This is a genomic window from Embleya sp. L77 (genome assembly GCF_055557415.1).
The window spans coordinates 5387682-5409596 of the sequence record NZ_CM145709.1; the positions used below are offsets into that span (position 1 = coordinate 5387682).

Here is a 21915-nt window from a genome sequence, read left to right on the forward strand (position 1 = left end):
GGTAGAGCAGGGCCCGCCGGTTGGCCGGCGGGCCCCGGTGAGGTCGGGGTGGGGCTATCCGGCGTGGTTCGAGTCGGCCGGGGAGTGTTCGGGTGTGGCGGGAGAGGGTGGGGAGCCGGCGGCCTCGGCGCGTGCGCCGAGCACGGCCAGGACCAGCGAGGCCAGGCCGGCCACGCCCGCCAACACCGAGATGCCGGGCAGGACCACGCCCATGACGACGTTCTGCGCATCCCGCCACGCGGAGTCGGTCAACCGGAACAGCCCTATTCCGACCGCGGTCACGCCCAGGAGTGCGATCACCGCGTGCCAGACCACCGGGTTCGCCGGGCGTGGGTCGGCTGCCGGTGCGGAGGCCGACGGGAACGGCGTTCCGGTCGGGAGCGGCAACGCCTGGGGCGCGGCCGCGACGGGCGCCGCGCCGGCCGGGATCGGCGGGGCGGCGGGCACCATTTCGTCCCACGTGTTCAGGCGCGGAGTCGCCTGCGGCGCAGCTCCGTGGGCGACCTTGACGGTCTCGTCGCCGGTGCGTCCGGGCGCGGGCGCACCGGACTCGGGGGCGACCCGCACCGTCGCGTCGTCCGTGCCGGCAGGCGCCGGCGCCGCCGAGTCCCGGGCGCCCTTGACGCTCTCGTCGTCGGTGCCGCGCCGGACGGCCGGCAACCGAACCGGCGCGCCGCCGTCGTAGGGCTTCTTGGCCGCGGGCTTGTCCGCCGCGGGCGACTCGTCGTCCTTCCCGATCCGAACGGCGGGCGTCACCACGGGAGTTGTCGCATCCGCGTCCGGGTCGGCCTCGCCCCGTGCGACGGCCGGCTTCGCGTCGCCGTCGCCGCCCGTACGTACCGCCGGCTTCGCGTCGTCCGCTGTGCCGGACTTCCCGGCGGACTTCCCGGCACCCTTCTTGCCGGTGCCCACCGCAGGCGTCGCCACCGGCGTCGCGTCGTCGTCGGCCGCTGCGGCGGGGCCGGCCGCCGGCTTGCCGGCAGCCTTCTCGGCCGCCCGCGCGGCGGGTGTGCCGACCGGAGTCGCGTCGGCGGCCTCGGCCCCGGCCTCGCCTTCGGTCGCAGGCGCGACCGACTTTGCCCCGTCCTCGGCCTTGCCGGCGCCGGCCTTCGCGGCCGGCTTCCCGGTGCCCTTCTTGCCCGTTCGTACGGCGGGCGTGGCCACCGGAGTCGCGTCGTCGTCGGCCTCGACGGCGGGTGCCGCCGGCTTCGCATCGCGACCCTTGCCTGTGGACGCCGCGGGTGCCACCGCCGGCTTCGCATCGGCCGCGTCTGCGCCCGCCTTCCCGGCGCCGTCCCCGCCTGCGCGCACGGCGGGCGTGGCCACGGGTGTCGCGTCGTCGTCGGTGTCCTCGTCCCCGGCCGCGGGTATCGCCGCCGGCATCGGGTCCGCGTCGCCCGGCTCCGCGGTCGCCGGCGCGTCCGCCACCGGCACCTCGGCCGTCTCCGACTCCTCCGACTCCTCCGCCTCGTCCCCGTCGCCGGGCTCCGCCGCGGCACCGTCGGCAGCAGCCGAATCCGAACCGACACCCGCGGAAGCGGCGAGTGCGACGAGCGCAGCCACCTCCTTCGGAAGCCAGTCCGCCCCCGGCTCCGCGGCAGCGAACCGGGCCACCAGGTCGGCCGCCGAAGGCCGTGCGGTGGGGCGCTTCTTCAGGCAGTCGGCGACGATCTCGCGCAGCCAGTCCGGGAGTTCCGTCAGATCCGGCATCTCGCGCACGACCTTCTGCGCGATCTCGGCGACCGTCCCCGCACCGAACGGCGCCACGCCGGCCGCGTGACACAGCACGCCGCCCAGTGCGAACACGTCGATCGCCGGGCCGATGGAGCCGCCGGTGACCTGCTCCGGCGCGGGCAGCCCGGGTACGTCCACGACGCCCGTCCGGGTCATCCCGGCCGAACCGAGTGCCCGGGCCAGCGCGTAGTCCGCGACCCGCGGCCCGTCCGCCGCGAGCAACACGTTAGCGGGCTTGAGGTCACGGTGCGTCAGATCGGCCTCGTGGATCGCCGCGAGTCCCTCGGCCAACCCCGCGCCGAGCGCGCGCAACGTGTGTTCCGGAAGCGGTCCGTGCGCCGCGACCGCCGCCTCCAGGGACGGGCCGGCCACATGCTCGACCACCAGCCACGGCGGTGTGCCGTCCGGGTCCGCGTCCAGGACGTGTGCGACGTGGGTACCGCCGACCTCCTGCGCGGTCGTGACGTCCTTGCGAAAACGTTCGAGGAATGTCTTGTCGGACGCCAGATCCGGCCGCACCAGCTTGACCGTGACGTGGTCACCGCCGGGTGCGCGCCCGAGGAACACCGTTCCCAGGCCGCCCTGACCCAGTCGGGCCGACAGTCGGTACCGCCCGACAACCCCGGGATCGCCCGGCTTCAGCGGATCCATGACTGCCGCCCCCTCTACGTGCGTGCTGTGCCAAGGCAGGGAGCGGCCCCAGGGCATACCACCGGCCCTGTCTGTCTCGCCTCCCCGCGGACTGTGCCGCAGCCTACCCTTCGAGGCGAGGCCCCACCGAGGACCCGGACCGGCCCGTCGCCCGCCCGCCACCTGCGCCGCGACATCCGCGGATCACCGTGACATGTCCGGATTCGCGTCTTTGACCATGCTCCGCGCGCCGGGCAGGATCCGCCGGAGAGGGCCTGGCTTCACGGCGAAAACGCGGTGACACCGGGCGACATCACCCCGCACGGCGAGGGAGCTGAACCGATGGCGATCGTTCTGGGGCCGAATCGATATGGCAAGGCCGAGGTTCGACTGGTCCGGGTCACCCGGACCACCGCGACCGAGCACGAACTGTGCGATCTCAACGTGTCCGTGTCGCTGTCCGGCGACCTCGCGGACACCCATCTGCGCGGCGACAACGCCCACGTGATCCCGACCGACACGATGCGCGCCGTGGTGTTCGCCTTCGCGCAGGACGAACCGCTGCCCGCGATCGAGGCGTTCGGGCTGCGTCTGGCCCGGCACTTCGTCGACGCGTACGACCCGATCGACACCGCGCGCGTGCGCGTCCTGGAGTATCCCTGGATCCGGATCCCCACCGACCACGGACCGCATCCGCACGCGTGGACCCGGGCGGCCGGCTCCCGGTACGCGGGTGTCCTGCACGGGCCGGCCGGCACCGAGATCTGCTCGGGTCTCGCGGACGTCACCGTGCTCAAGTCCACCGGGTCGGAATTCCACGGCTTTCTGACGGACCGTTACACCACGCTGGCGCCGACTTGGGACCGGGTGCTGGCCACGAACGTGCACGCGAGCTGGCGGCATCGGCGCGACGGCGACGCGTCGACCGACTGGGACGCGTCGTTCGGCGCGGCCCGCGACACGTTGTTGCGGACGTTCGCCGAGACGCACAGTCTGTCCCTGCAACAGACCTTGTACGCGATGGGCGAGGCGGTGTTGACCGAGCAGGGGGACCTGGTCGAGGTGCGCCTGGAATTGCCGAACAAGCACCATGTGCCGGTGGACCCGAGCGCGTTCGGCCGGCCCGACGCGGGCGAGGTCTACCACGCGACCGACCGGCCGTACGGTCTGATCGAAGGCACGGTCCTGCGCGACGACGCCGCGCCGGCGCTTGCCGACCTGCCGTGGCGGTAGCCCGGTAGCCCGTGAACCTGTGAGCCCGTGAACCCGGTGGTCCCGTGGCGCGACGACGCGGCGCACGACATACCGCGTGCCGCGCATGCCGCGGGGGCGGGGCGCCCCATGGCACCCCGCCCCCGCGTCCCCACCCCTCATCCCCCCGGATGAAAGTCTTCGTTCGGATGAACGTCCTCGGCGCCCCTGCGGGGCCGAGCATGCGTCAGCCGAGGTTCTCGATCCCTGCGGTGCCCTTCTCGACGTCGAGGACCTCGACGGAGGAGACCTTGCGGGTGGTGTTGCTCTCCGCCCACTGCTTGGCCTCGGTGGCGAGCTTGCCGCCCTTGTCCATCCGGGCGGACTCGGCGGACAGGTTCTCGGAGAGCGAGACCTCGGCCGGCAGCGTGGTGAGCACCGCGATGTCGTAGCCGCTGTAGGTCTTGGCGATCCGGACCTTGGTGACCAGCGAGCCGTACGTCGTGGTCTTGAGCTTGGCGAGCAGATCGGCGGCGTACTTCTGCGAGCCGGCCCTGTCGGTGTCCTTCTCCGCGCCGTTCTCGATGCCGGCGGTGCCCTTCTCCTTGTCGAGCACCGACACCGAGGAGATGTTCAGGCTCGACGAGTCCTGCGCCCAGTGCATGGCCTCGACGGCGAGCTTCTGTCCCTTGTCCATCCGGGCGTTCGCACCCTTGATGTCCTCGGTGATGGAGACCTCGGCGGGCAGCGTCGTGTTGACGGTGATCTCGTAGCGGTCGTATTGCTTCGCGATCCGGACCTCGGACACCAGGCCGCCGTGCTTGGTGGTCTTGAGGTGGGCCAGCAGGTCCTGGGCGGCCTTGTCGGCGCCGCCCTTGCCCTCGCCCTTGCCGTCGCCCTTGTCGTCCGCCTTGGGGGATTCGCCCTTGGGCGCCGCGCTCACGTCGGCCGCGCCGGTGGCCTTGGGCGACTCGACCGCGACACTGGCCGCCTTGCCCTTTTCCTTCTTCTCGGGTCCGCAGGCGGCGAGCGAGCCGGTCAGGGCGATCGTCGCGGCGACGGCCACGGTGGTGATCAGGCCGCGGCGACGTCCCCGCGGGGTCGCGGTCGAAGCGGACAGCGGCGGGACGGTCGGCCGGGGAGCGAGCGCGGACATGAGGGATTCCCTTCGGTGGCACTGCGGGTTCGATGGCGCTGCGGGTTCGAAGCCCGGACGGCGCCGATCGGGTCGGTCGGCCCGAACGGCCGAGCGTGGGGGACGACAGTGCGGTGCGTGGTTTCCGGGGATGCCCCGTGCTGTCGGGGTCAATACAAGCAGTGCCTGTGAACGCTGTCAACAACAGCTTTGCTCGCACATTGCGTCGCCTCTCTATGGTTAACTCCGGAAGGTTCACACCCCCGGCCATGAGGAGGAGACGGTGTCCACCAGCCCCCAGGTCACCGCTGCCGAGATCGCCCGCATCGCGGGTGTCGGCCGCGCCGCCGTGAGCAACTGGCGTCGGCGCTTCGACGACTTCCCGCGGCCCGTGGGCGGCAGCGACGCGAGCCCCACCTTTGCGCTGTCCCAGGTGGAGAGCTGGTTGCGGGCACAGGGCAAGATCGCCGAGGTGGCCCCCGAGGAGCACCTGTGGCGCATGGTCGCCGCCTCGGGCGACATCCCCGAGCGGCTCGCCGACGTCGGTGACCACCTGCTGGCCGGCTCACCCGCGCCGGCCGGCCCGCACGCGGCGCTGCTGCGCGCCGCGACCGATCTGGCCGACACCCGCGGGGCGCCCGCGGTGTTCGCCGACCTCTACGCCCGGTTCGCCGAATCGGCGGCCGGCCCCGGCGGCGTCACGCCCGCGGCCACCGTCGCACTGATCGCCGAACTCGCGGGCGTGGGGCGCGAATCCGCGACCTCGGTGCTGAACCCGGCGACCACACACGGCGATCTGTTGCTCGGCTTCGTACGGTCCGCCCGCACGCTGCGCGGGCAGACCGAGGCGCCGGCCCTGGCCCGACTGGTCCGGGCCCGGATCGCGCTGCACCCGGACGCGGGACCGGACGTGGACATCGCCATCGCCGAGGGGGACGCGCTGCGCGCGGACGCGTGGCCCGGCGAGCCGTTCGACACGATCGTGGGCAACCCGCCGTTCAACGACCGCAATTGGGGCCACGACGAGCTTGCCTACGACCCGCGCTGGGAGTACGGCCTGCCGCCGCGCACCGAGTCCGAACTCGCGTGGGTCCAACACGCGCTCGCCCACACCGGGGTCGGCGGCCGGGTGGTGCTGCTGATGCCGCCGGCCGTGGCGGCCCGGGGCTCGGGGCGCCGGATCCGGGCCGAACTGCTGCGCCGGGGCGCGCTGCGCGCGGTGATCGCGCTGCCCGCGGGTGCCGCGCCGCCGTTCGGGGTGGCCCTGCATCTGTGGATCCTGGAACGGCCCTCCGGCACGCTGATGCCCTCACACGTGCTGTTCGCCGCGATCGAGGACCCGGCCCGAGCGGAGGCCACCGTGGCCGCCTGGCGCGAGTTCGGCACCGACCCGGGCGGCCTGGCCGAGGTGCCGGGTCGACACCGCGCCGTGCCGCTGATCGAACTGCTCGACGACAACGTGGATGTGACCCCGGCGCACAACCTGCCCGAACGCGCCGACCTGAACGTGGCCGAGCGGGTGCACGACACCCGGGAACGCCTGCTCGCCCTGCTGACCCGGCTCCCGGGGCTGGTGCCGGCCGTGCCCGCCGCCGAGCCGGGCGCGCCGACCTGGCGCTCGGTCGCACTCGCCGACCTGGCCCGCACCGGCGCGATCACCCTGTACCGCAGCGCCTCCCGTTCCGGCCGCGGCGGCCAGGAGACGCCGACCGGACCGACCGTGCCGATGCTCACCACCACCGACCTCGCCGCCGCCGTCCCGCCGAGCGCGCGGCTGTCCGTGGCCGAGGCGGACGAGGCGCAACATCCGCGGATCCGGGCCGGCGACGTGATCGTGCCGACCCTGCTCGGCAGCGGCGAGAGCGGCTGGGCGGGCGCGGTCCGGGTGGCCGGCCCCGCCGAGCAGGACGCGGTGCTCGGTCCCAACCTGCACCTGCTGCGTCCCGATCCGGCCACGCTCGATCCGTGGTTCCTGGCCGGGTTCCTGACCGACCCGGCCCACGCCAAGCGGGCCGGCTACGGGTCCAGCATCGTTCGGGTCGACGTGCGCCGGATCGAGATCCCGCTGCTGCCGCCCGCCCGGCAGCGCGCGTACGGCGAGACCTTCCGGGCGCTGCGCGCCTTCGTGACCGACCTGCGCGGCGCGGCGGCGCTCGGCGAGGACCTGGGCCGGGGCCTGTTGGAGGGACTCACCGCCGGGCTGCTCCGGCCGCCGGAGTAGGCCGCCGGGAGGCCGCTGCGGGTGGACGGCTCCTAACGCCCCTCCAGGGCGCGTAGGACGGCTTGCGAGCGGGCGGTGGGCTCGGCCGAGCGGAACGGACCGGCCGGGCTCAGCGCGGCCGGCATGGCGGCCCGGTGCGGACCGGTGTAGCAGCGCACCAGGGCCTCCGCGGCCGCGCGGTGCACGTCGCCCATCGAGTACAGCTGCTCGCCCGGGACGATCCGTTGCCGCCGGGTGCCCCGCGGGTCGTCGGCCGGCCACCGGCGGTGCACCACCACTCGGGGTTCGTCCGCGGGCTCCGGCGCACTCAGCGTGGAGAACGACAGCGGGTACGGGAGCAGCGGGCCGACCAGCTCGCACAGGCCCCACAGCACCGCGTCCGGATCGGGCACGCCGTCCGCCTCGGACAGCGCGAACGTCTCCTCCGGCCGGGTGAGCACCGCCGAGAGCACGTCCGTCAGCACGTCGGGATGCCGGCCGGCGCGTTGCCGCAGCCCGACCTCGCGGCGGGCAAGCTCGGCGTCGAGCACCGCAGGGTCGAGCCGGGGCACGAGCCGGCCGGCCGGGTGATCCGGGTCGGCCGGCTCGGTCGGGGCCGCGCCCAGGGCGAGCGCGTGCCGGGGCCCGACCGGCGGGGCCGATCCGGCGTCGAGCCGGGCCGGGGCGATCAGGACCAGCGCGTGCGCGGCGGTGCGCCGGATCACGGTCGCTCGGCCGCCGAGCATCCCGAAGCGGACCGCGGAGCGACGCGGCCCGTAGTACCCGGCGCCCAACGCGGGCCCGACCAGCGGTGCCAGCACGGTGTGCCAGCGGCGCAGGGCCGGTTCGGACAGCGACGAGGCGGACACGGTCGCCGCGCCCGTGTCGCCCACCGCGTAGTGGATCCGGTCGAGCATCGGCGCGCGAGCGTACGGGTCCTCGGTGTAGCGCTTGGTCGGGGCCGGTGCGGGCCGGTCCACGGTGGGTTCGGCGGACCGCCGGGGTGCGGGTCGGGTCGGGCGCGGGCGCTCGGCGGAGGGGGCCCGCGCGGGTTCCGGCTCGGACGCCGGACGCGCGGAGCCGCCGGCCGATTCGTCGGCGGGTCCACGCGACCAACGCCCGAGCCGCCGCTCCTGCTCGTGGAGCAGATCGAGCACGGGGCCCGGCAGCCACGTGGCCGCCTCGTGCGGTCGCCGGCGGCTGCTCAGCAGGTCGGCGAAGTCGGCGAGCACCCGGTCCGACGTCGGCCGTCGGTCGGCGCGGCGGCGCAGGCACGACTCGACCAGCGGCAGCAGCGCGTCCGGCAGCCCGGTCAGGTCCGGGTCGCGGGTGCGCACGGCGTTCATCACCCGCATCGCGCTGCCCTCGTACGGTGCGTGACCGGTGCCCGCGAACAGCAGCGTGGCGCCCATCGCGTACACATCCGAGCGCACGGTGCCGGACTCGCCCTCGATCTGTTCGGGGGCCATGTACGCGATCGTGCCGACCAGGTTGACGGTGTCCTGGTCCTCGGCCAGCGCGAGCCCGAAGTCGATCACCTTGGGGCCGTCCAGGGTGACCAGGATGTTGCCCGGCGCCAGGTCGCGGTGCACCAGGCCGGCGCCGTGGATCGCGCCGAGCGCCTCGGCCACGCCGGCGGCCAGCCAGCGCACCGCGTCCGGCGGCAGCGGGCCGCACTCGTCGACAACCTCGCGCAGCGACGGCGCGGGCACGTACGCGGTGGCCAGCCACGGCCGGGCCGCCTCCGGGTCGGCGGCCACCACCGCGGCCGTGAACACCCCGCTGACCAGTCGGGCCGCGTGCACCTCGCGGGCGAAGCGGCGGCGGAAGTCCGGGTCGTGGTCCAGCTCGGCCAGGATGGTCTTGATCGCGACCAGGCGTCCGGCGGGGGACAGGCCGAGGAAGACCCGGGCCATGCCGCCCCGACCGAGCCGGGAGAGCACCCGGTAGGGGCCGATCCGGCGCGGATCGTACGCGTCCAGCGGGGCCGGGCCCCGCCTCCTGACATCGGTCACGCAACGTCCCCCCGAACCACCGGATCGTGTGCCCTCATCATGGCGCCGCATGGGTGACACTCGTAGCGGGAAGCCCAAACGCGTGCACCGTTGCGACGATGACTCCGGGCACCACGACCCGCCACCCTGGGTCAGGTGACGCGGCTCACGGTTTGTCGCTCGTGTGGGAGGTGGCTGCGGGGTCGCCTCGCGCGCCTGCTATTCGTACTGATGCACACATGTCACAAAGACCGGAACCGCACGGACACGATCCGGGTGGCTGCCGGAGCCTGAGCCGAGAAGTAGGGGACCCCCATGAGCGAGGACTCGGTAGTACTGCGCCACCAAGGAAACGAGCACACCCTTCCGCTGGTCGAGGGCACCATCGGCGACACCGCCGTGGACATCTCGACACTTCGCGCCAAGACGGGGCTGGTGACCTACGACGGAGGGTTCGTCAACACCGCCGCGTGTAAATCGGCGATCACCTTCATCGACGGCGAGGAGGGCATCCTCCGCTACCGCGGTTACCCGATCGAGCAGATCGCCGAGCAGGGTACGTTCCTGGAGACGGCGTACCTGCTGATCTACGGCGAACTGCCGTCCGCGAGCGCGCTGGACAACTTCCGCGACGAGATCACCCAGCACACCCTGCTGCACGAGGACGTCAAGCGGTTCTACGACGGCTTCCCGCGCGACGCGCACCCGATGGCGATGTTGTCGTCCGTGGTGTCCGCGCTGTCCACGTTCTACCAGGACAGCCACAACCCGTTCGACGAGGAGCAGGTCCGGCTCTCGGCGATAAGGCTGTTGGCGAAGCTGCCGACGATCGCGGCCTACGCGTTCAAGAAGTCGGTCGGCCAGCCGATGCTCTACCCGGACAACTCGCTCGGCTACGTCGAGAACTTCCTGCGAATGACCTTCGCGGTCCCGGCCGAGTCCTACAAGGCCGACCCGGTCGTGGTGGACGCACTCGACAAGCTGCTGATCCTGCACGGCGACCACGAGCAGAACTGCTCGACCTCGACGGTGCGACTGGTCGGCTCCAGCCAGGCGAACATGTTCGCGTCCATCTCGGCCGGCATCAACGCGCTGTGGGGTCCGCTGCACGGCGGGGCCAACCAGCAGGTGCTGGAGATGCTGGAGCAGATCAAGAACGACGGTGGCGACATCGACTCGTTCGTGAACAAGGTGAAGAACAAGGAAGACGGCGTGCGCCTGATGGGCTTCGGCCACCGGGTGTACAAGAGCCGCGACCCGCGCGCGACGATCATCAAGAAGGCCGCCGACGACGTCCTGTCCCGGATGGGCAAGAAGGACGAACTGCTCGACCTCGCGATGCAGTTGGAAGAGCGCGCCCTCGCCGACGACTACTTCGTCGAGCGCAAGCTCTACCCGAACGTGGACTTCTACACCGGCCTCATCTACCGGGCGATGGGCTTCCCCACCGAGATGTTCACGGTGCTGTTCGCGATCGGTCGGCTGCCGGGCTGGATTGCCCACTGGCAGGAGATGATCGCCGACCCGAAGGCGAAGATCGGCCGCCCGCGCCAGGTGTACACCGGCGTCGCGCTGCGCGACTACACCCCCATCGGTGCCCGCTGACCGCAGGGAACACGCGGAAACGATCTCGGAGTCGAGGGTCTCGAACCGTGGTTCGAGGTATTCGGCTCCGAGATCGTTTTGTTTTCCGGGCCGGCCCCGAGTGTGCGGGCCGGCCGGGCGCGGTGGTGCGGTCGTGCCGGAGTCGCTCGTGGGCGGTGCAGCGCACCCGATCGACTCCGGCGCGGGAGACTGTACGACGACTCCCGAGCGATCGGTAGTTTTGTTACCTTAACGTGATCGACGATGTGGACCCGCCCGAGGGGAGTCGAACGAGGCCGCGTCGTGATCAGCCGGTGGGCGTCGCCACCGAGGGGCCCTTTCCGGTGGCCGCGTCGAGCACGTACAGATGCCGATCGGCACTGCCCACGAAGAGCAGCCCGTCGGCGACGACCGGCGAGGTCACCCGGCCGCCGGTGGTGAAGCGCCAGCGGGGTTCGCCGCCCTGGCCCACCGCTATCACCGAGCCGTTGCTGCTGCCCGCGTACACGATGTCGTCGGCGACCACCGGCGAGGTGACCCACCCCTCGGCGCCGAACCGCCACACGCAGCGCGTGGTGTTGACGTCGACCGCGTACAGCCCGCCGTCGCCGCTGCCGAAGAAGGACAGGTTGCCGGCCGTGGCGGGCTGGGCGACCGGGCCGCCCGCGCCGAACCACCCGCGCATCGCGCCGTCGGTGGCGTTGAGCAGGTACAGGTACTGGTCGGTGCTGCCGACGTGCACGATGCCGTTCGCCACGGTCGGCGAGGACACCCAGCCGCCCGTGGCGAAGCGCCACCGACACCAGCCGGTCGCGGCGTCCAGCGCGTACACGCAGCGGTCGCTGGAGCCGAAGTAGACCGTGCCGTCCACGACGGTGGGCGAGGTGGCCCAGCCGCCGGTGGGGAAGCGCCAGCGACATCGGCCGGTGGCCGCGTCCACGGCGTACAGCGCGTTGTCGCTGGAGCCGAAGTACACGGTGCCGTCGGCGACCACGGGGGCGGCCACCACTTCGCCGCCGGTGGGGAAGCTCCAGCGCCACTGACGCGAGGTCAGCTCCAGGGCGTAGACATGGTTGTCCTGGCTGCTGAGGTACATCAGCTCGCCGTCCACGGCGGGCGGGTGCGACCAGCCCGACGAGTCGAACCGCCACTCGCGGGTGGCCAGATGCAGGGTGTGCAGCCCGTTGTCGTTGCTGTGCACGTGGACGCGGGCGGTCCGACCGGAACCCGCGCGCACCGGCGGAGTGAGAATCTCCCCGGTCGCGGTGAACCGCCATACCGGCGAGGTCTCCAGACCGCCGGTGGGGGTGCGCGGCGGAGTGGGGTGCTGGCGCGGCACGTCGGGCCCGCCCTCCGGCCACGTGACCGGAGAGTTGGGTATCGGCGCCGGCGGCCTGGCCACCCGTTCGGTCGGCAGCGCCGGCGACGGGGACGACGTGGACACCTGCCGCCCGGCCGGTCGTGGGCCGCCCGGCTGCCCGGTCACCGGCGTGTTCGTCGGCGGCACCGGCGGCCGGGGCGGCGGCTTGCGGGTCGGGTTGGTCGGCGGGCGCTGCGGCGGTGGCGGCGCGGGCCGGTGCGGCTCGGGGCGCGGTGCCGGGCGCGGTTCCTCGCGCACCTGGTTCGGCAGCTTGCCCATGTTGTTCGGGTCCGGGCGCACGTTCTCCGGCACCTCGGGACGCTCCGGCTCGACCACCTCGCGCACGGGCGGCGTGCGCGGGCCCATGGTCGGCCGGTACTGGCTCTCGAACCGCTGCACCATCGCCGACGCGTTGTCCGGCAGTTGGCTGTCCGCGTCGCTGTCGTCCAGGAGCGGCGCGAGCTGGTTGAGCAACTGGGTCGGGCTCGGCCGGTGTTCCGCGGCGCGCTGCATGCACAGGTTGACCAGGCCGGTCAGCTCCGGCGGCAGCCCGTCCAGGTCGGGGGAGCCGGTGACCAGGCGCAACAGCGCCTCGGCGGGCTTGCGGTCGGGGTAGGGCGAATGCCCGGTCGCGGCGTACACCAGCGTCGCGCCGAGCGAGAACATGTCGCTGGCGGGAGTGATGTCGCGGACGCCCTGCGCCTGTTCCGGCGACATGTAGGCCGGTGTGCCGACCGCGACGCCGGTCATGGTGAGCGAACCGAAGTCGGCGGCGCGCGAGATGCCGAAGTCGATCACCTTGGGCCCGTCGCTGGCCACCAGGACGTTGGACGGCTTCAGGTCGCGGTGCACCAGTCCGGCGGCGTGCACGGACTCCAGCGCCTCGGCGATGCCCGCGGCCATCCAGCGCACCGCGCGCGGCGGCAGCGGGCCGCATGCGCGGACCAGGGATTCGAGCGAGGGCGCGGGCACGTACGCGGTGGCCAGCCAGGGCACCGCGGCGTCCGGGTCGGCGTTGACCACGGCGGCGGTGAACACGCCGCTGACCCGGCGGGCCGCGGCCACCTCCTGCGCGAAGCGCGCGCGAAAGCCCGGGTCGCCGCCCAGCTCGGAGCGGATCGTCTTGATCGCGACGAGTCGCCCGAAAGGCGAACGCCCCAGATAGATGCGGCCCATGCCACCGGCACCGAGTCGGCCGAGCACCACATAGGGACCGATCCGTTCCGGATCCCCCTTGGCCGGTGGCTCACCCGGCCATCCGTGTTCCGTCACAATCCCCCCGAAGTCGCCCCACCGCCCATCATCCCCGCCGAGCGGCCGTTTCGACAGGAACAGGCGGGAGGAGTGCCACGGCGCCGGTCGTCCCGTCGTCGCGATAGAGGTGCCCCGGGGTGGAGCACCCGCTGCCTGTCGCAGGGTACCCGCCTGCCCGGTCTGCCGCCCACGCCGCGTCCCGCTTCGGCCGAAACACAGGGGATTCCCCCAGACGCCGATCACGAAGAGTGGCCACAGAAGCGGAAATTCCCGCTCCGATCGGTCCGAATCGGACGCATGGCGGACACGGACGCGAACACCCGGGCTCGGTTCGGATCGAACCGGGCCCGGGTGTCGCAGTACTGACGGTTTGTCAGTATGTCTGCAAGTCGGCCTAGTGCAGGCCGCCGGGAGCGTCGGTGGGCAGGTCGGACTTACCGACCCGCAGCACCGTCACGGCGACCACGGCGGCGATGCCGAGCAGGATCGAGGCGGTCAGGAAGCCGGCCGTGTAGCCCTCGGTGAGGGCCAGGTTGCGGACCGCCTCGTTGTTGATCGCCTTCTCGCCGAGCTTGCCGAACTGGTGCTTGAACTCGTCGTCCCGGGCATTCGTGTAGATCGTGGTCAGCACCGCGATCGCCACCGCTCCGCCCACCTGCTGGGTGACGTTGAGCATCGCGGAGCCGATCCCCGCGTCCTCCGGGGCGATCCCGGCCACCGCGGTGGCCATGATCGCGACGAAGATCAGACCCATGCCCAGACCGAACACGAGCATCGCGGGCAGCAGGCCCACGACGTAGGTCGAGTCGACCTCGAGCAGGGACAGGTAGAACAGACCCAGACCGGCCAGGATCGGACCCACGGTCAGCAACACCCGCGGCCCGATCTTGGGCAGCATCACGCTGGTGAACTGGGCCGAGACCATCACGCCCGCGCACAGCGGGAGATAGGCCAGACCGGCCTTGATCGGCGAGTAGCCCGCGACGATCTGCATGTAGAGCGTGATGAAGAAGAACGCGCCCATCATGCCGCCCGCCGCGAGCGCCATCACCACGTAACTCGCCGAGCGGTTGCGGTTGCGGAACAGCCGCATCGGCATCAGCGGCCGCTCGACCCGAAGCTCGATCGCGATGAAGGCCGCGAGCAGCACCGCCGAGACGATCAGCGAACCCACCGTGAGCCCGTCGGTCCAGCTCTTCTCCGCGGCGCGGATGACGCCGTAGACCAGGGCGGTCACGCCGAGGGTGGAGGTCAGCGCGCCGGGGATGTCCAACCGGCCGCGCCAGATCGCCTTCTCGCCGGTCTTGGCGTCGTCGGGTATCGCCAGCGGCAACGCCGCGACGAGCGCGATGCCGATGGGCACGTTGACGAACATGACCCAGCGCCAGGACAGGTACTCGACCAGGAGGCCACCCATGAGCAGGCCGACCGCCGAACCCATGCCCGACACCGCCGCATAGACGCCGAACGCCTTGTTGCGCTCGGGGCCTTCCTCGAAGGTGGTGGTCACCAGCGACAGGACCGCGGGGGCCACCATCGCGCCACCGACGCCCTGCAGGGCCCGCGCGGCCAGCAACAGCGCCTCGCTGGTGGCGAACCCGCCGAGCAGGCTCGCGACGGTGAACACGATCAGGCCGAGCGCCAGCAGGCGGCGTCGGCCGAAGAGGTCACCGAGCCGACCACCCAGCAGCAGCAGGCCGCCGAAGGTCAGCATGTACGCGTTCATCACCCACGAGAGCGATGTTTCGCTGATGTCGAGCGCCTTGCCCATGTCGGGCAGGGCGATGTTCACGATGGTCGCGTCGAGCACGATCATCAACTGGGCCCCTGCCAACAGGGCCAAGGCCAATCCGCGGCGCGCGTGGGGCGCGTCGACGGACGGGGATCCGGTCGAGCCGGCGACCTCGGAAGGTGCCGTCGTCATGGATTGCCTCGCATTACTAGTGGACGTGAGCGTTCTCTACGCGAATCTAGGGCTTTCGCCTTAGAGAACGCAAACGTTTTCTGTACCATGGCGAGCGGAGGCGAGAGTGAGCACAGGAGTACGCGCGGGTCAAGTCGAGACAGCCCTGCTGGTCACCGACTACAGACAGCGGCCCCGAAAGCGCGGCGTCACGCTGGAGCGAGCGATCACCGAGGCGGTGCTCGCCGAGCTCGGTGAGCGCGGCTACGGCGCGCTGACCTTCGAAGGTGTCGCGACCCGAGCCGGAACCGGCAAGTCGGCCCTGTATCGCCGCTGGGCGGACAAGATGGGCATGGTCGCCGACGCACTCTCCGCCGCGCTGCCCGATCCGCAATCGTTGACGCTGCCCGGCGAATTGCGCGCCGACCTGGTGATCTACCTGGAGACCGTCGCCCACGGCATGCACGGAGCGCTCGGCCTGGGCATGCGGGTGCTCAGCGGTGAGATGTGCCGACACCACGAGTTCGCCGAGATGTGGGAGCACCGGGTGATCGGGCCCTGGCAGTCCCTCCTCGTGGAGCTGATCACCGACGCGATCGCCCGCGGCGAGGCCCGCACGGGCGCGCTCGCCCCCGAATGCGTGCTCGCCGGGCCCTCCGTGCTGTGCCAGCGGTTCACCCTCACCGGCGTGCCGATGTCCCGGGTCGAGATCGAATCCCTGGTCGACAACGCGCTGATGCCGATGATGGCGCCCAGGGACTGACCCGAGCGCGGGTGTGCCGTCGGCCGCCTCCGCGGTGCGGCTGCGGTCGCGATTCGGCCCGGTCCAGGTGTGTGCCCACCCGCTTCACCCGTTGCGTTCGGTGCGGAGGTCGCGGTTTCCCGGGCCCCGGGGCGACCTGCTCGGGTCCCGTGGCCACCGGTGTGGTGTGCCGCCGTCGGGTGGGTCGGCCGCACCTCGCCCCCACGCACCTGCCACCTGAACACGTGTCAGATCACACCCCCGCTCACTTGAATGACTCGGTCAAGCAGTTCTAGGGTCCGCCCCATGGCCACCACCAACTCCGCCGCGCCCGCACCCGACGCCGCCCTTCTCGCCCTGACCGCCCCCGGCGGACCGTTCGCGCTCGTCGAAGAGGACGTGCTCGGCGTGCCGTTGCGCGTTCTGGCCGATCGACCACGGTCGATCACCGCGTTCGTCGAGCGGGCCCGTCGGTTCGGCGACCGCGAGTACCTCGTGTACGAGGACCGCCGGATCGGCTTCGCCGAACACGTGCGTGACATCGCCTCGACCGCACTCGCGCTGCGCGAGCGATACGGGATCGGCCCGGGGGATCGGGTCGCGATCCTGGCCGCGAACCGGCCCGAGTGGCTGACGGTGTTTCAGGCCGCCGCGGCGCTGGGCGCGATCACCGTCGGCATGAACGGATGGTGGGCCGCCGACGAGATCCGCCACGGCGTACGCGACTGCACCCCCGCGCTGCTGATCGCCGACCGGCGTCGGCTGGAGCGCCTGGGCGGGGCGTCGGAGGCCGAGCGGAGCCTGGGTGTGCCGGTACTGGAGATCGAGGCCCAGTGCGCCGCCCTGGCCGCCTACGCGCCCGATGCCGAGCTGCCGCCGGGCGCCGCCGACGAGGACGACCCCGCACTGATCCTGTACACCTCCGGCACCACCGGCCGGCCCAAGGGCGCCGTGCTCACCCACCGCAACGTGGTCGCGATGCAGAACCTCCAGGCGCTGCTCGCCGCCCGGGCGACCGCACACGTACCCGCCGAAGCGCTCGCCCAGGCGCCGCCCGGACGGTGGCTGGTGAACAGCCCGTTCTTCCACGTCTCGGGCCTGCTCGCGGGCGCGGTGGCCGCACTGGCCGGCGGGCAGACCATGGTGCTCTACAGCGGCCGGTTCGAGGTGCCCCGACTGCTCGACCTGATCGAGCGCGAGCGCTGCACCACGTGGTCGCTGGTGCCCACGCTGGGCTGGCGGGTCGCCAATCACCCGGACACCCCGACGTACGACCTGTCCTCGATCACCCGGCTGGGCGGCGGCAGTGCGGCCTTCTCCCCCGAACTGGTGCGCCGGCTCCAGGAGGTGTTCCCGAACGCGAAGGGCGCGCTCGGCGTCGGATACGGGCTGACCGAGTCCGGCGGGGTGGCCACCACCGCGGGCGCCGCGCAACTCCAGGACGAGCCGGGCGCGATCGGGGCGGCCGTGCCGACCGTGGAGGTGACCGTCCACGACCGGGACGGTCGGCGGCAGCCGGAGGGCGTGGAGGGCGAGCTGTGGATCCGTAGCCCGCTGGTGATGCTCGGCTATTGGGGCAACGACGAGGCCACCGCCAAGGCGCTCACGCCGGACCGCCGGCTGCGCACCGGCGACCTCGGCTACACCCGGAACGGCCGGTTCTACCTGGCCACCCGGCGCAGCGACCTGATCCTGCGCGGCGGGGAGAACGTCTACCCGGCGGAGATCGAACACTGCCTGGACGCACACCCCGACGTGGCCGAGTCGGTGGTGGTCGGCGTGCCGCATCCGGAGTGGGGCGAGGAGGTCAAGGCGATCGTGGTGCCCGCGCCCGGTGCGGCGCTCACCGCCGAACTGCTCGGCGCCTACGTCGCGGAGCGCCTGGCGCACTTCAAGGTGCCCGCGCACTGGGAACTGCGCACCGACCCGCTGCCGCGCACGCCGACCGGCAAGGTGATCCGCGCCGTGGCCACCGGTGCCAAGCCGGCCGACCTGGTCGAGGAGTGAGCCGGCGAGTGGGCGGCTCCCGCCCCGACCGGGGAGGGGGCACCCGGGCAGCCCCGGACCCGACCGGCGAGTGAGCAACCCCGGGCGGGACGGCGGAGATTCCGCCGGCCCCGCCCGGGAGCGGGTCAGTCGTTCTTGTGCAGTTCCTCGTTCAGCGCGCCCCACGACTTGGTCCGGGCGATCGCCTCGATCGTGCCGGTGACCGAGTTGCGGCGAAAGAGCAGGCCGTCCCGGCCGGAGAGCTCGGCGGCCTTGACCACCTTGCCGTCCGGGGTGGTCACCCGGGTGCCGGCGGTGATGTAGCAGCCCGCCTCGACCACACAGTCGTCGCCGAGCGAGATGCCGATGCCCGCGTTGGCGCCGAGCAGGCAGCGCTCGCCGACCGAGATGGTCTCCTTGCCGCCGCCGGAGAGCGTGCCCATGATCGACGAGCCGCCGCCGATGTCGCTGTGGTCGCCCACCACGACGCCCGCGCTGATCCGGCCCTCGACCATCGACGCGCCCAGGGTGCCCGCGTTGAAGTTGCAGAAGCCCTCGTGCATCACGGTGGTGCCGGGCGCCAGGTGCGCGCCCAGGCGGACCCGGGTGGTGTCGGCGATGCGCACGCCGCTGGGCACCACGAACTCGGTCATCCGGGGGAACTTGTCCACGCCGGCCACCTCGAACGGCACCCGCGCGGCCCGGGCCCGCAGCCGGGCGGCGTCCACGCCGTCGACCGGGACCGCGCCCAGGTTGGTCCACGCGACGTTCGGGAGCACGCCGAAGAGCCCGTCCAGGCTCTGCCCGTGCGGGCGGACCAGGCGGTGGCTGAGCAGGTGCAGCCGCAGGTACGCGTCGTGGGTGTCCACCGGGCCGACGGCCAGGGACGCGATCACCGTGCGCACGGCGACGACCTCGACCCCGCGCACCGCGTCGGTGCCCAGGCCGGCCGCGGCGTCGGCGCCGAGCGCCTCGATCGCCTCGTCGGCGGACAGGCGAACGGTCTCGGCCTTGCCATCGACGTCGCCCGAGGTCAGCTCGGGTGCGGGGTACCAGGTGTCCAGGACGGTGCCGTCTGCGGCGATCGTCGCGAGACCAGCGGCGACGGCACCAACGGGGGAGGAAGCAGCAGTGTCGATCACCCCGCTACCGTACCGGGACCGCGCGCCGCCGCCGATCGCCGGTGCGTTCGCGTCCCGATCCGGTTTCCCCGTCGCCGGTGCGCGGCCGGGTCCGCGCGCGGCTACTCCGGCTCCGGCCGACGGGTCGGGCCCTCGCGGAACGGCCAGGTCTCGGAACGATCGCCGTCCGCGTCGGGGCGGGCCTCCTCGCGATGCGGGATTCCGAACGGGCTGTATCCGCCGGTGTACTCGTCCACCCACTCGTCCGCATCCGCGCGCTCGTGGTCGACCGGCGGCAGCGCGGTGGCACCGACCAGGGCCTCCACCATCGCCGCGGCCCGGGTCTGCACCGGGATCGCGCCACAGGCCATCGCGGTGTCCCGGGCCCGCTCCAACTCGCCGATGGCATCCGGCTTGTGGCCGTCCTTGCGCAGCCGGTCGCCGTAGGCGAGCAGCGCCTTGGCGTATTCGTAGTTGGCGCCGACGCCCTCCAGGGCGACCGCCGCGTCCCACAGCGCCTGTTGGGCGTCGACGTTGTCCTCGATCATCCCGGCCACCCGTTTGGCCTGGCCGGCGGCCACCGGGGCGTAGAACGTGTCCGCCCGGGCGACGGCCTGCTTGGCCACCTCGCGAGCCAGCTTCTTGTCCTGCTGTGGCCCCTCGGCGTTCAACGCCTCGGCCAGCAGCAGGCCCCACGGACACCACGCCGGGTTGTCCATGCCGCGGGCGCGCAGCCGGGCGCCGAGTTCGGTCAGCGGCTGGATCACCTCGTCGTGCCTGCCCTGGGCGATCCGCAGTTCGGCGAGCACGATGGCCGGGACCGGCAGGACGCGGGTGGCCTGTTCGGCCTTCGCCGGATCGTCGAAGCCGATCCGGTGCGCGATCTTCTCGGCCTCGTCGAGATCGCCCAGCGCGATCAGGGTCTGGATCAGCACACCGGCCGCGTACCACCGCGACGGCGTGCCCTCGCCCAGTTTGAGGGCCATGTCCAAACCGGTCTCGGCCTGCTTGCGGGCCTCCTTGAGCTTGCCCATCCGGTAGGACAACATCGCCCGAAAGGCGTGGCCGTAGGACAGGTGCGCGCGTTGGCGACCGTTGTCCCGGAGTTCGGCCATGCCGCTCTCCAGGAGTTCGTGTGCCTCCTTGAACAGGTCGCAGTAGATGAACGTCAGGGTGAGCACCATCGGGATCTCGAAGCCCCAGCCGTCCTCGACCCAACTGAATCCGGGGCGCTCCTTGTTCGCCGCCTCCGGTCCCAGCGCCGCGCGGGCGAACTTGGTGGTCGTCTGCAACCGCCGTCCCGTGAGCACTCCGTACCAGGCGACCAGAGCGAACAGCGAGTAGTTCGTCCGGGTCGTGGCGCCCTCGGTGTTCAGGCGTACGGTCAAGCGCTGCAGGTTGTGCGCGCGTGAGGCGAAGCCGGCGTCGTCCTCCCAGAACGCGGCCCACATGAACAGGTCGGCGTACAGCCTCGGCCGTTTCCCGACCGGGGTGATCTGGATCTCTCGCTCCAAGAGCGCGATGCTCTTGGGTAGTTGTCCGCTGAACGCGTACGAGCGGCCGAGTTCGACGACGATGTGGGTGCGCAGCTCCGAGCCCGGTTCGTCGGCCGCCTGGAGCGCCTTGGTCAGCGGTTCGAGGCTGGCGGTGGGGTCGTTGACGAAGAGCGCGCGGCCGATGTTGTAGTAGAGCCAGGCGTGCATGTGCTTCGGCGCGAGCTGCGTCAACGCGTGTTCGAGGTAGGTCACGCCGGCCTTCGGCACACCGGAGGCCAGACACTCGCGGGCCGCGTCCACCATCACGTTCGTCGCCCACTCGTCCCGGACGCCGAACACCTTCAGCGCGTGTGTGGCCGCGGTCTGCGCGGAGAAGCGGTCCGCGCGCAACAGCCGGGCCGCCTCGTGGTGCATCGCGCTGCGCTCGTTCGCCTCGAAGCAGTGGCGGTAGACCGCGAGTCGGACCAGCGGGTGGGTGAAACCCCAGTTCGAGCGCGGGTCGTCGACCGACGTGAGGATCTCCTGCCGGTACAGGTCCTCGGCGGCGGCGATGATCGCCTCCCGGCTCAACCCGGTGAGCCGGGCCGCGCGATCGATCGTCACGTGCGGCGTCAGGATCGCGGCGGCCCGCGCCAGCGTGCGGGAGTCCGCCGCGAGCCGGGAGAATCGCTTCCTGAAGTGCTTGTCGACGTACGCGAGGGCCGCGTGCTGCTCCATCGCGACGCCGTGCCGGGGCAGCGAGGACGCGAGCGGCTCGATCCGGGACGACTCGACGAACCGCAGCAGTTCCCGCAGGGTCTGCGGCTCTCCGCCGCAACAGAGATGGCAGTGCTCGGCGAACGCGTCGTCGACCGGCCGGTCGGGGAAACGGTGCCGGACCACCGCCGCGGTGCTCTCGAGGCCCAACGGCTTCAACTTGGTCGCCGTTCGACCGGCGACGTCGTCGAGCGCGCGCAGCGATGGCTCCAGAGCGGGGACGTACTCGTCCGGACGGTAGGACACCACGATCAGGATCGGGAAATCGCGCACCTTGATGGCGAATTGAGCAAGCCACTCCATCGACGAGGGGTCGCCCCAATGCGCGTCGTCGATGACCATGATCAGCGGCGAACGCTCCCTCACGTAGCCGTGGACGACGGCGTCGAGGGCGGACAGCACGTCCTCGGTGTCCGGCGCCTCCCCGGGTTGGCGCGGACCGCCGAAGATCGGCCCGAGGATGCCGTACCATTCGCCGAGCCGTTCCTTCCGGGCCTCGAGGGTGAGCGCGGACAGGTCCTTGAACAGCCGCTTCACCAGGCCGTAGACCCGGACCTTCTCCAGGTCGTAGCCGATCACGTGGAGCGCGGTGAAGCCCTCGGACTCGGCCGTGTACCGGGCCCATTCGAGTACGGCGGACTTGCCCATGCCCGCCTGGCCGGTGACCACCGCGACCCGACCCTCGCCGGTGTCGCGGACCGCGGCCAGATGCTCGCGGAGTTCGCGTTGGATGAAATCGCGCTCGACGAGAGGCATGGGCTCCGTCCGGACAACGGGGTCGGGTGTGTTCTCGCGCCCCAGGTCACCCGGGCGCGGTGCCATGCGTGGT

At 72.3% G+C, this 21915-nt stretch carries 12 protein-coding genes; 5 read left to right on the forward strand and 7 right to left on the reverse strand.

From position 1 onward, the window contains the following. Window positions 1-54: 54 nt before the first annotated feature. Window positions 55-2385 carry a protein kinase domain-containing protein gene (locus ACZOOI_RS23110; RefSeq protein WP_465277600.1) on the reverse strand — a complete coding sequence of 777 codons (2331 nt, stop codon included), beginning with the start codon at window positions 2383-2385 and terminating at the stop codon, window positions 55-57. A gap of 321 nt (window positions 2386-2706) precedes the next feature. Here ACZOOI_RS23110 and pucL point away from each other — a divergent pair, with 321 nt between their 5' ends. Further along, window positions 2707-3597 carry a factor-independent urate hydroxylase gene (pucL, locus tag ACZOOI_RS23115; protein WP_465277601.1) on the forward strand — a complete coding sequence of 297 codons (891 nt, stop codon included), beginning with the start codon at window positions 2707-2709 and terminating at the stop codon, window positions 3595-3597. Window positions 3598-3802: 205 nt separating this feature from the next. Here the strand turns inward: pucL and ACZOOI_RS23120 are convergent, their stop codons facing one another. Beyond that, window positions 3803-4711, reverse strand: coding sequence for a hypothetical protein (locus ACZOOI_RS23120; RefSeq protein WP_465277602.1), 909 nt, complete (start codon window positions 4709-4711; stop codon window positions 3803-3805). A gap of 262 nt (window positions 4712-4973) precedes the next feature. Here ACZOOI_RS23120 and ACZOOI_RS23125 point away from each other — a divergent pair, with 262 nt between their 5' ends. Beyond that, window positions 4974-6911 (forward strand): N-6 DNA methylase, encoded by a 1938-nt coding sequence (locus ACZOOI_RS23125; protein WP_465277603.1) that lies wholly within the window; start codon window positions 4974-4976, stop codon window positions 6909-6911. A gap of 32 nt (window positions 6912-6943) precedes the next feature. On the opposite strand, the gene ACZOOI_RS23130 is transcribed toward ACZOOI_RS23125, so the two are convergent. Then, window positions 6944-8905: a protein kinase domain-containing protein gene (locus ACZOOI_RS23130; RefSeq protein ID WP_465277604.1), complete on the reverse strand. Its 1962-nt coding sequence runs from the start codon at window positions 8903-8905 to the stop codon at window positions 6944-6946. A gap of 294 nt (window positions 8906-9199) precedes the next feature. Between ACZOOI_RS23130 and ACZOOI_RS23135 the strand changes: the two genes are divergently transcribed. Beyond that, window positions 9200-10489 carry a citrate synthase gene (locus ACZOOI_RS23135; protein WP_020555562.1) on the forward strand — a complete coding sequence of 430 codons (1290 nt, stop codon included), beginning with the start codon at window positions 9200-9202 and terminating at the stop codon, window positions 10487-10489. Window positions 10490-10775: 286 nt separating this feature from the next. On the opposite strand, the gene ACZOOI_RS23140 is transcribed toward ACZOOI_RS23135, so the two are convergent. Together ACZOOI_RS23140 and ACZOOI_RS23145 are read right to left on the reverse strand one after the other, a co-directional pair. Further along, window positions 10776-13100 (reverse strand): outer membrane protein assembly factor BamB family protein, encoded by a 2325-nt coding sequence (locus tag ACZOOI_RS23140; protein ID WP_465277605.1) that lies wholly within the window; start codon window positions 13098-13100, stop codon window positions 10776-10778. Between the two features lie 376 nt (window positions 13101-13476). Further along, the gene (locus tag ACZOOI_RS23145) at window positions 13477-15006 is read right to left on the reverse strand and encodes an MFS transporter (protein ID WP_465277606.1); all 1530 of its coding nucleotides are present in this window, start codon (window positions 15004-15006) and stop codon (window positions 13477-13479) included. 106 nt (window positions 15007-15112) lie between these two features. On the opposite strand from ACZOOI_RS23145, the gene ACZOOI_RS23150 reads away from it, so the two are divergent. Both ACZOOI_RS23150 and ACZOOI_RS23155 read left to right on the forward strand, forming a co-directional pair. After that, window positions 15113-15748 carry a TetR/AcrR family transcriptional regulator gene (locus ACZOOI_RS23150; RefSeq protein ID WP_465277607.1) on the forward strand — a complete coding sequence of 212 codons (636 nt, stop codon included), beginning with the start codon at window positions 15113-15115 and terminating at the stop codon, window positions 15746-15748. A 285-nt stretch (window positions 15749-16033) separates the two neighbouring features. Beyond that, entirely contained in the window at window positions 16034-17734 is a 1701-nt protein-coding gene (locus ACZOOI_RS23155; protein WP_465277608.1) for a class I adenylate-forming enzyme family protein, read from the forward strand. A gap of 125 nt (window positions 17735-17859) precedes the next feature. Here the strand turns inward: ACZOOI_RS23155 and dapD are convergent, their stop codons facing one another. Both dapD and ACZOOI_RS23165 read right to left on the reverse strand, forming a co-directional pair. Beyond that, window positions 17860-18855, reverse strand: a complete 996-nt coding sequence (gene dapD / locus ACZOOI_RS23160; protein ID WP_396007147.1) for a 2,3,4,5-tetrahydropyridine-2,6-dicarboxylate N-succinyltransferase — start codon at window positions 18853-18855, stop codon at window positions 17860-17862. 101 nt (window positions 18856-18956) lie between these two features. Continuing rightward, on the reverse strand, window positions 18957-21842 hold the full coding sequence (locus tag ACZOOI_RS23165) for an ATP-binding protein (RefSeq protein WP_465277609.1): 2886 nt from the start codon (window positions 21840-21842) through the stop codon (window positions 18957-18959). Window positions 21843-21915: the final 73 nt, after the last annotated feature.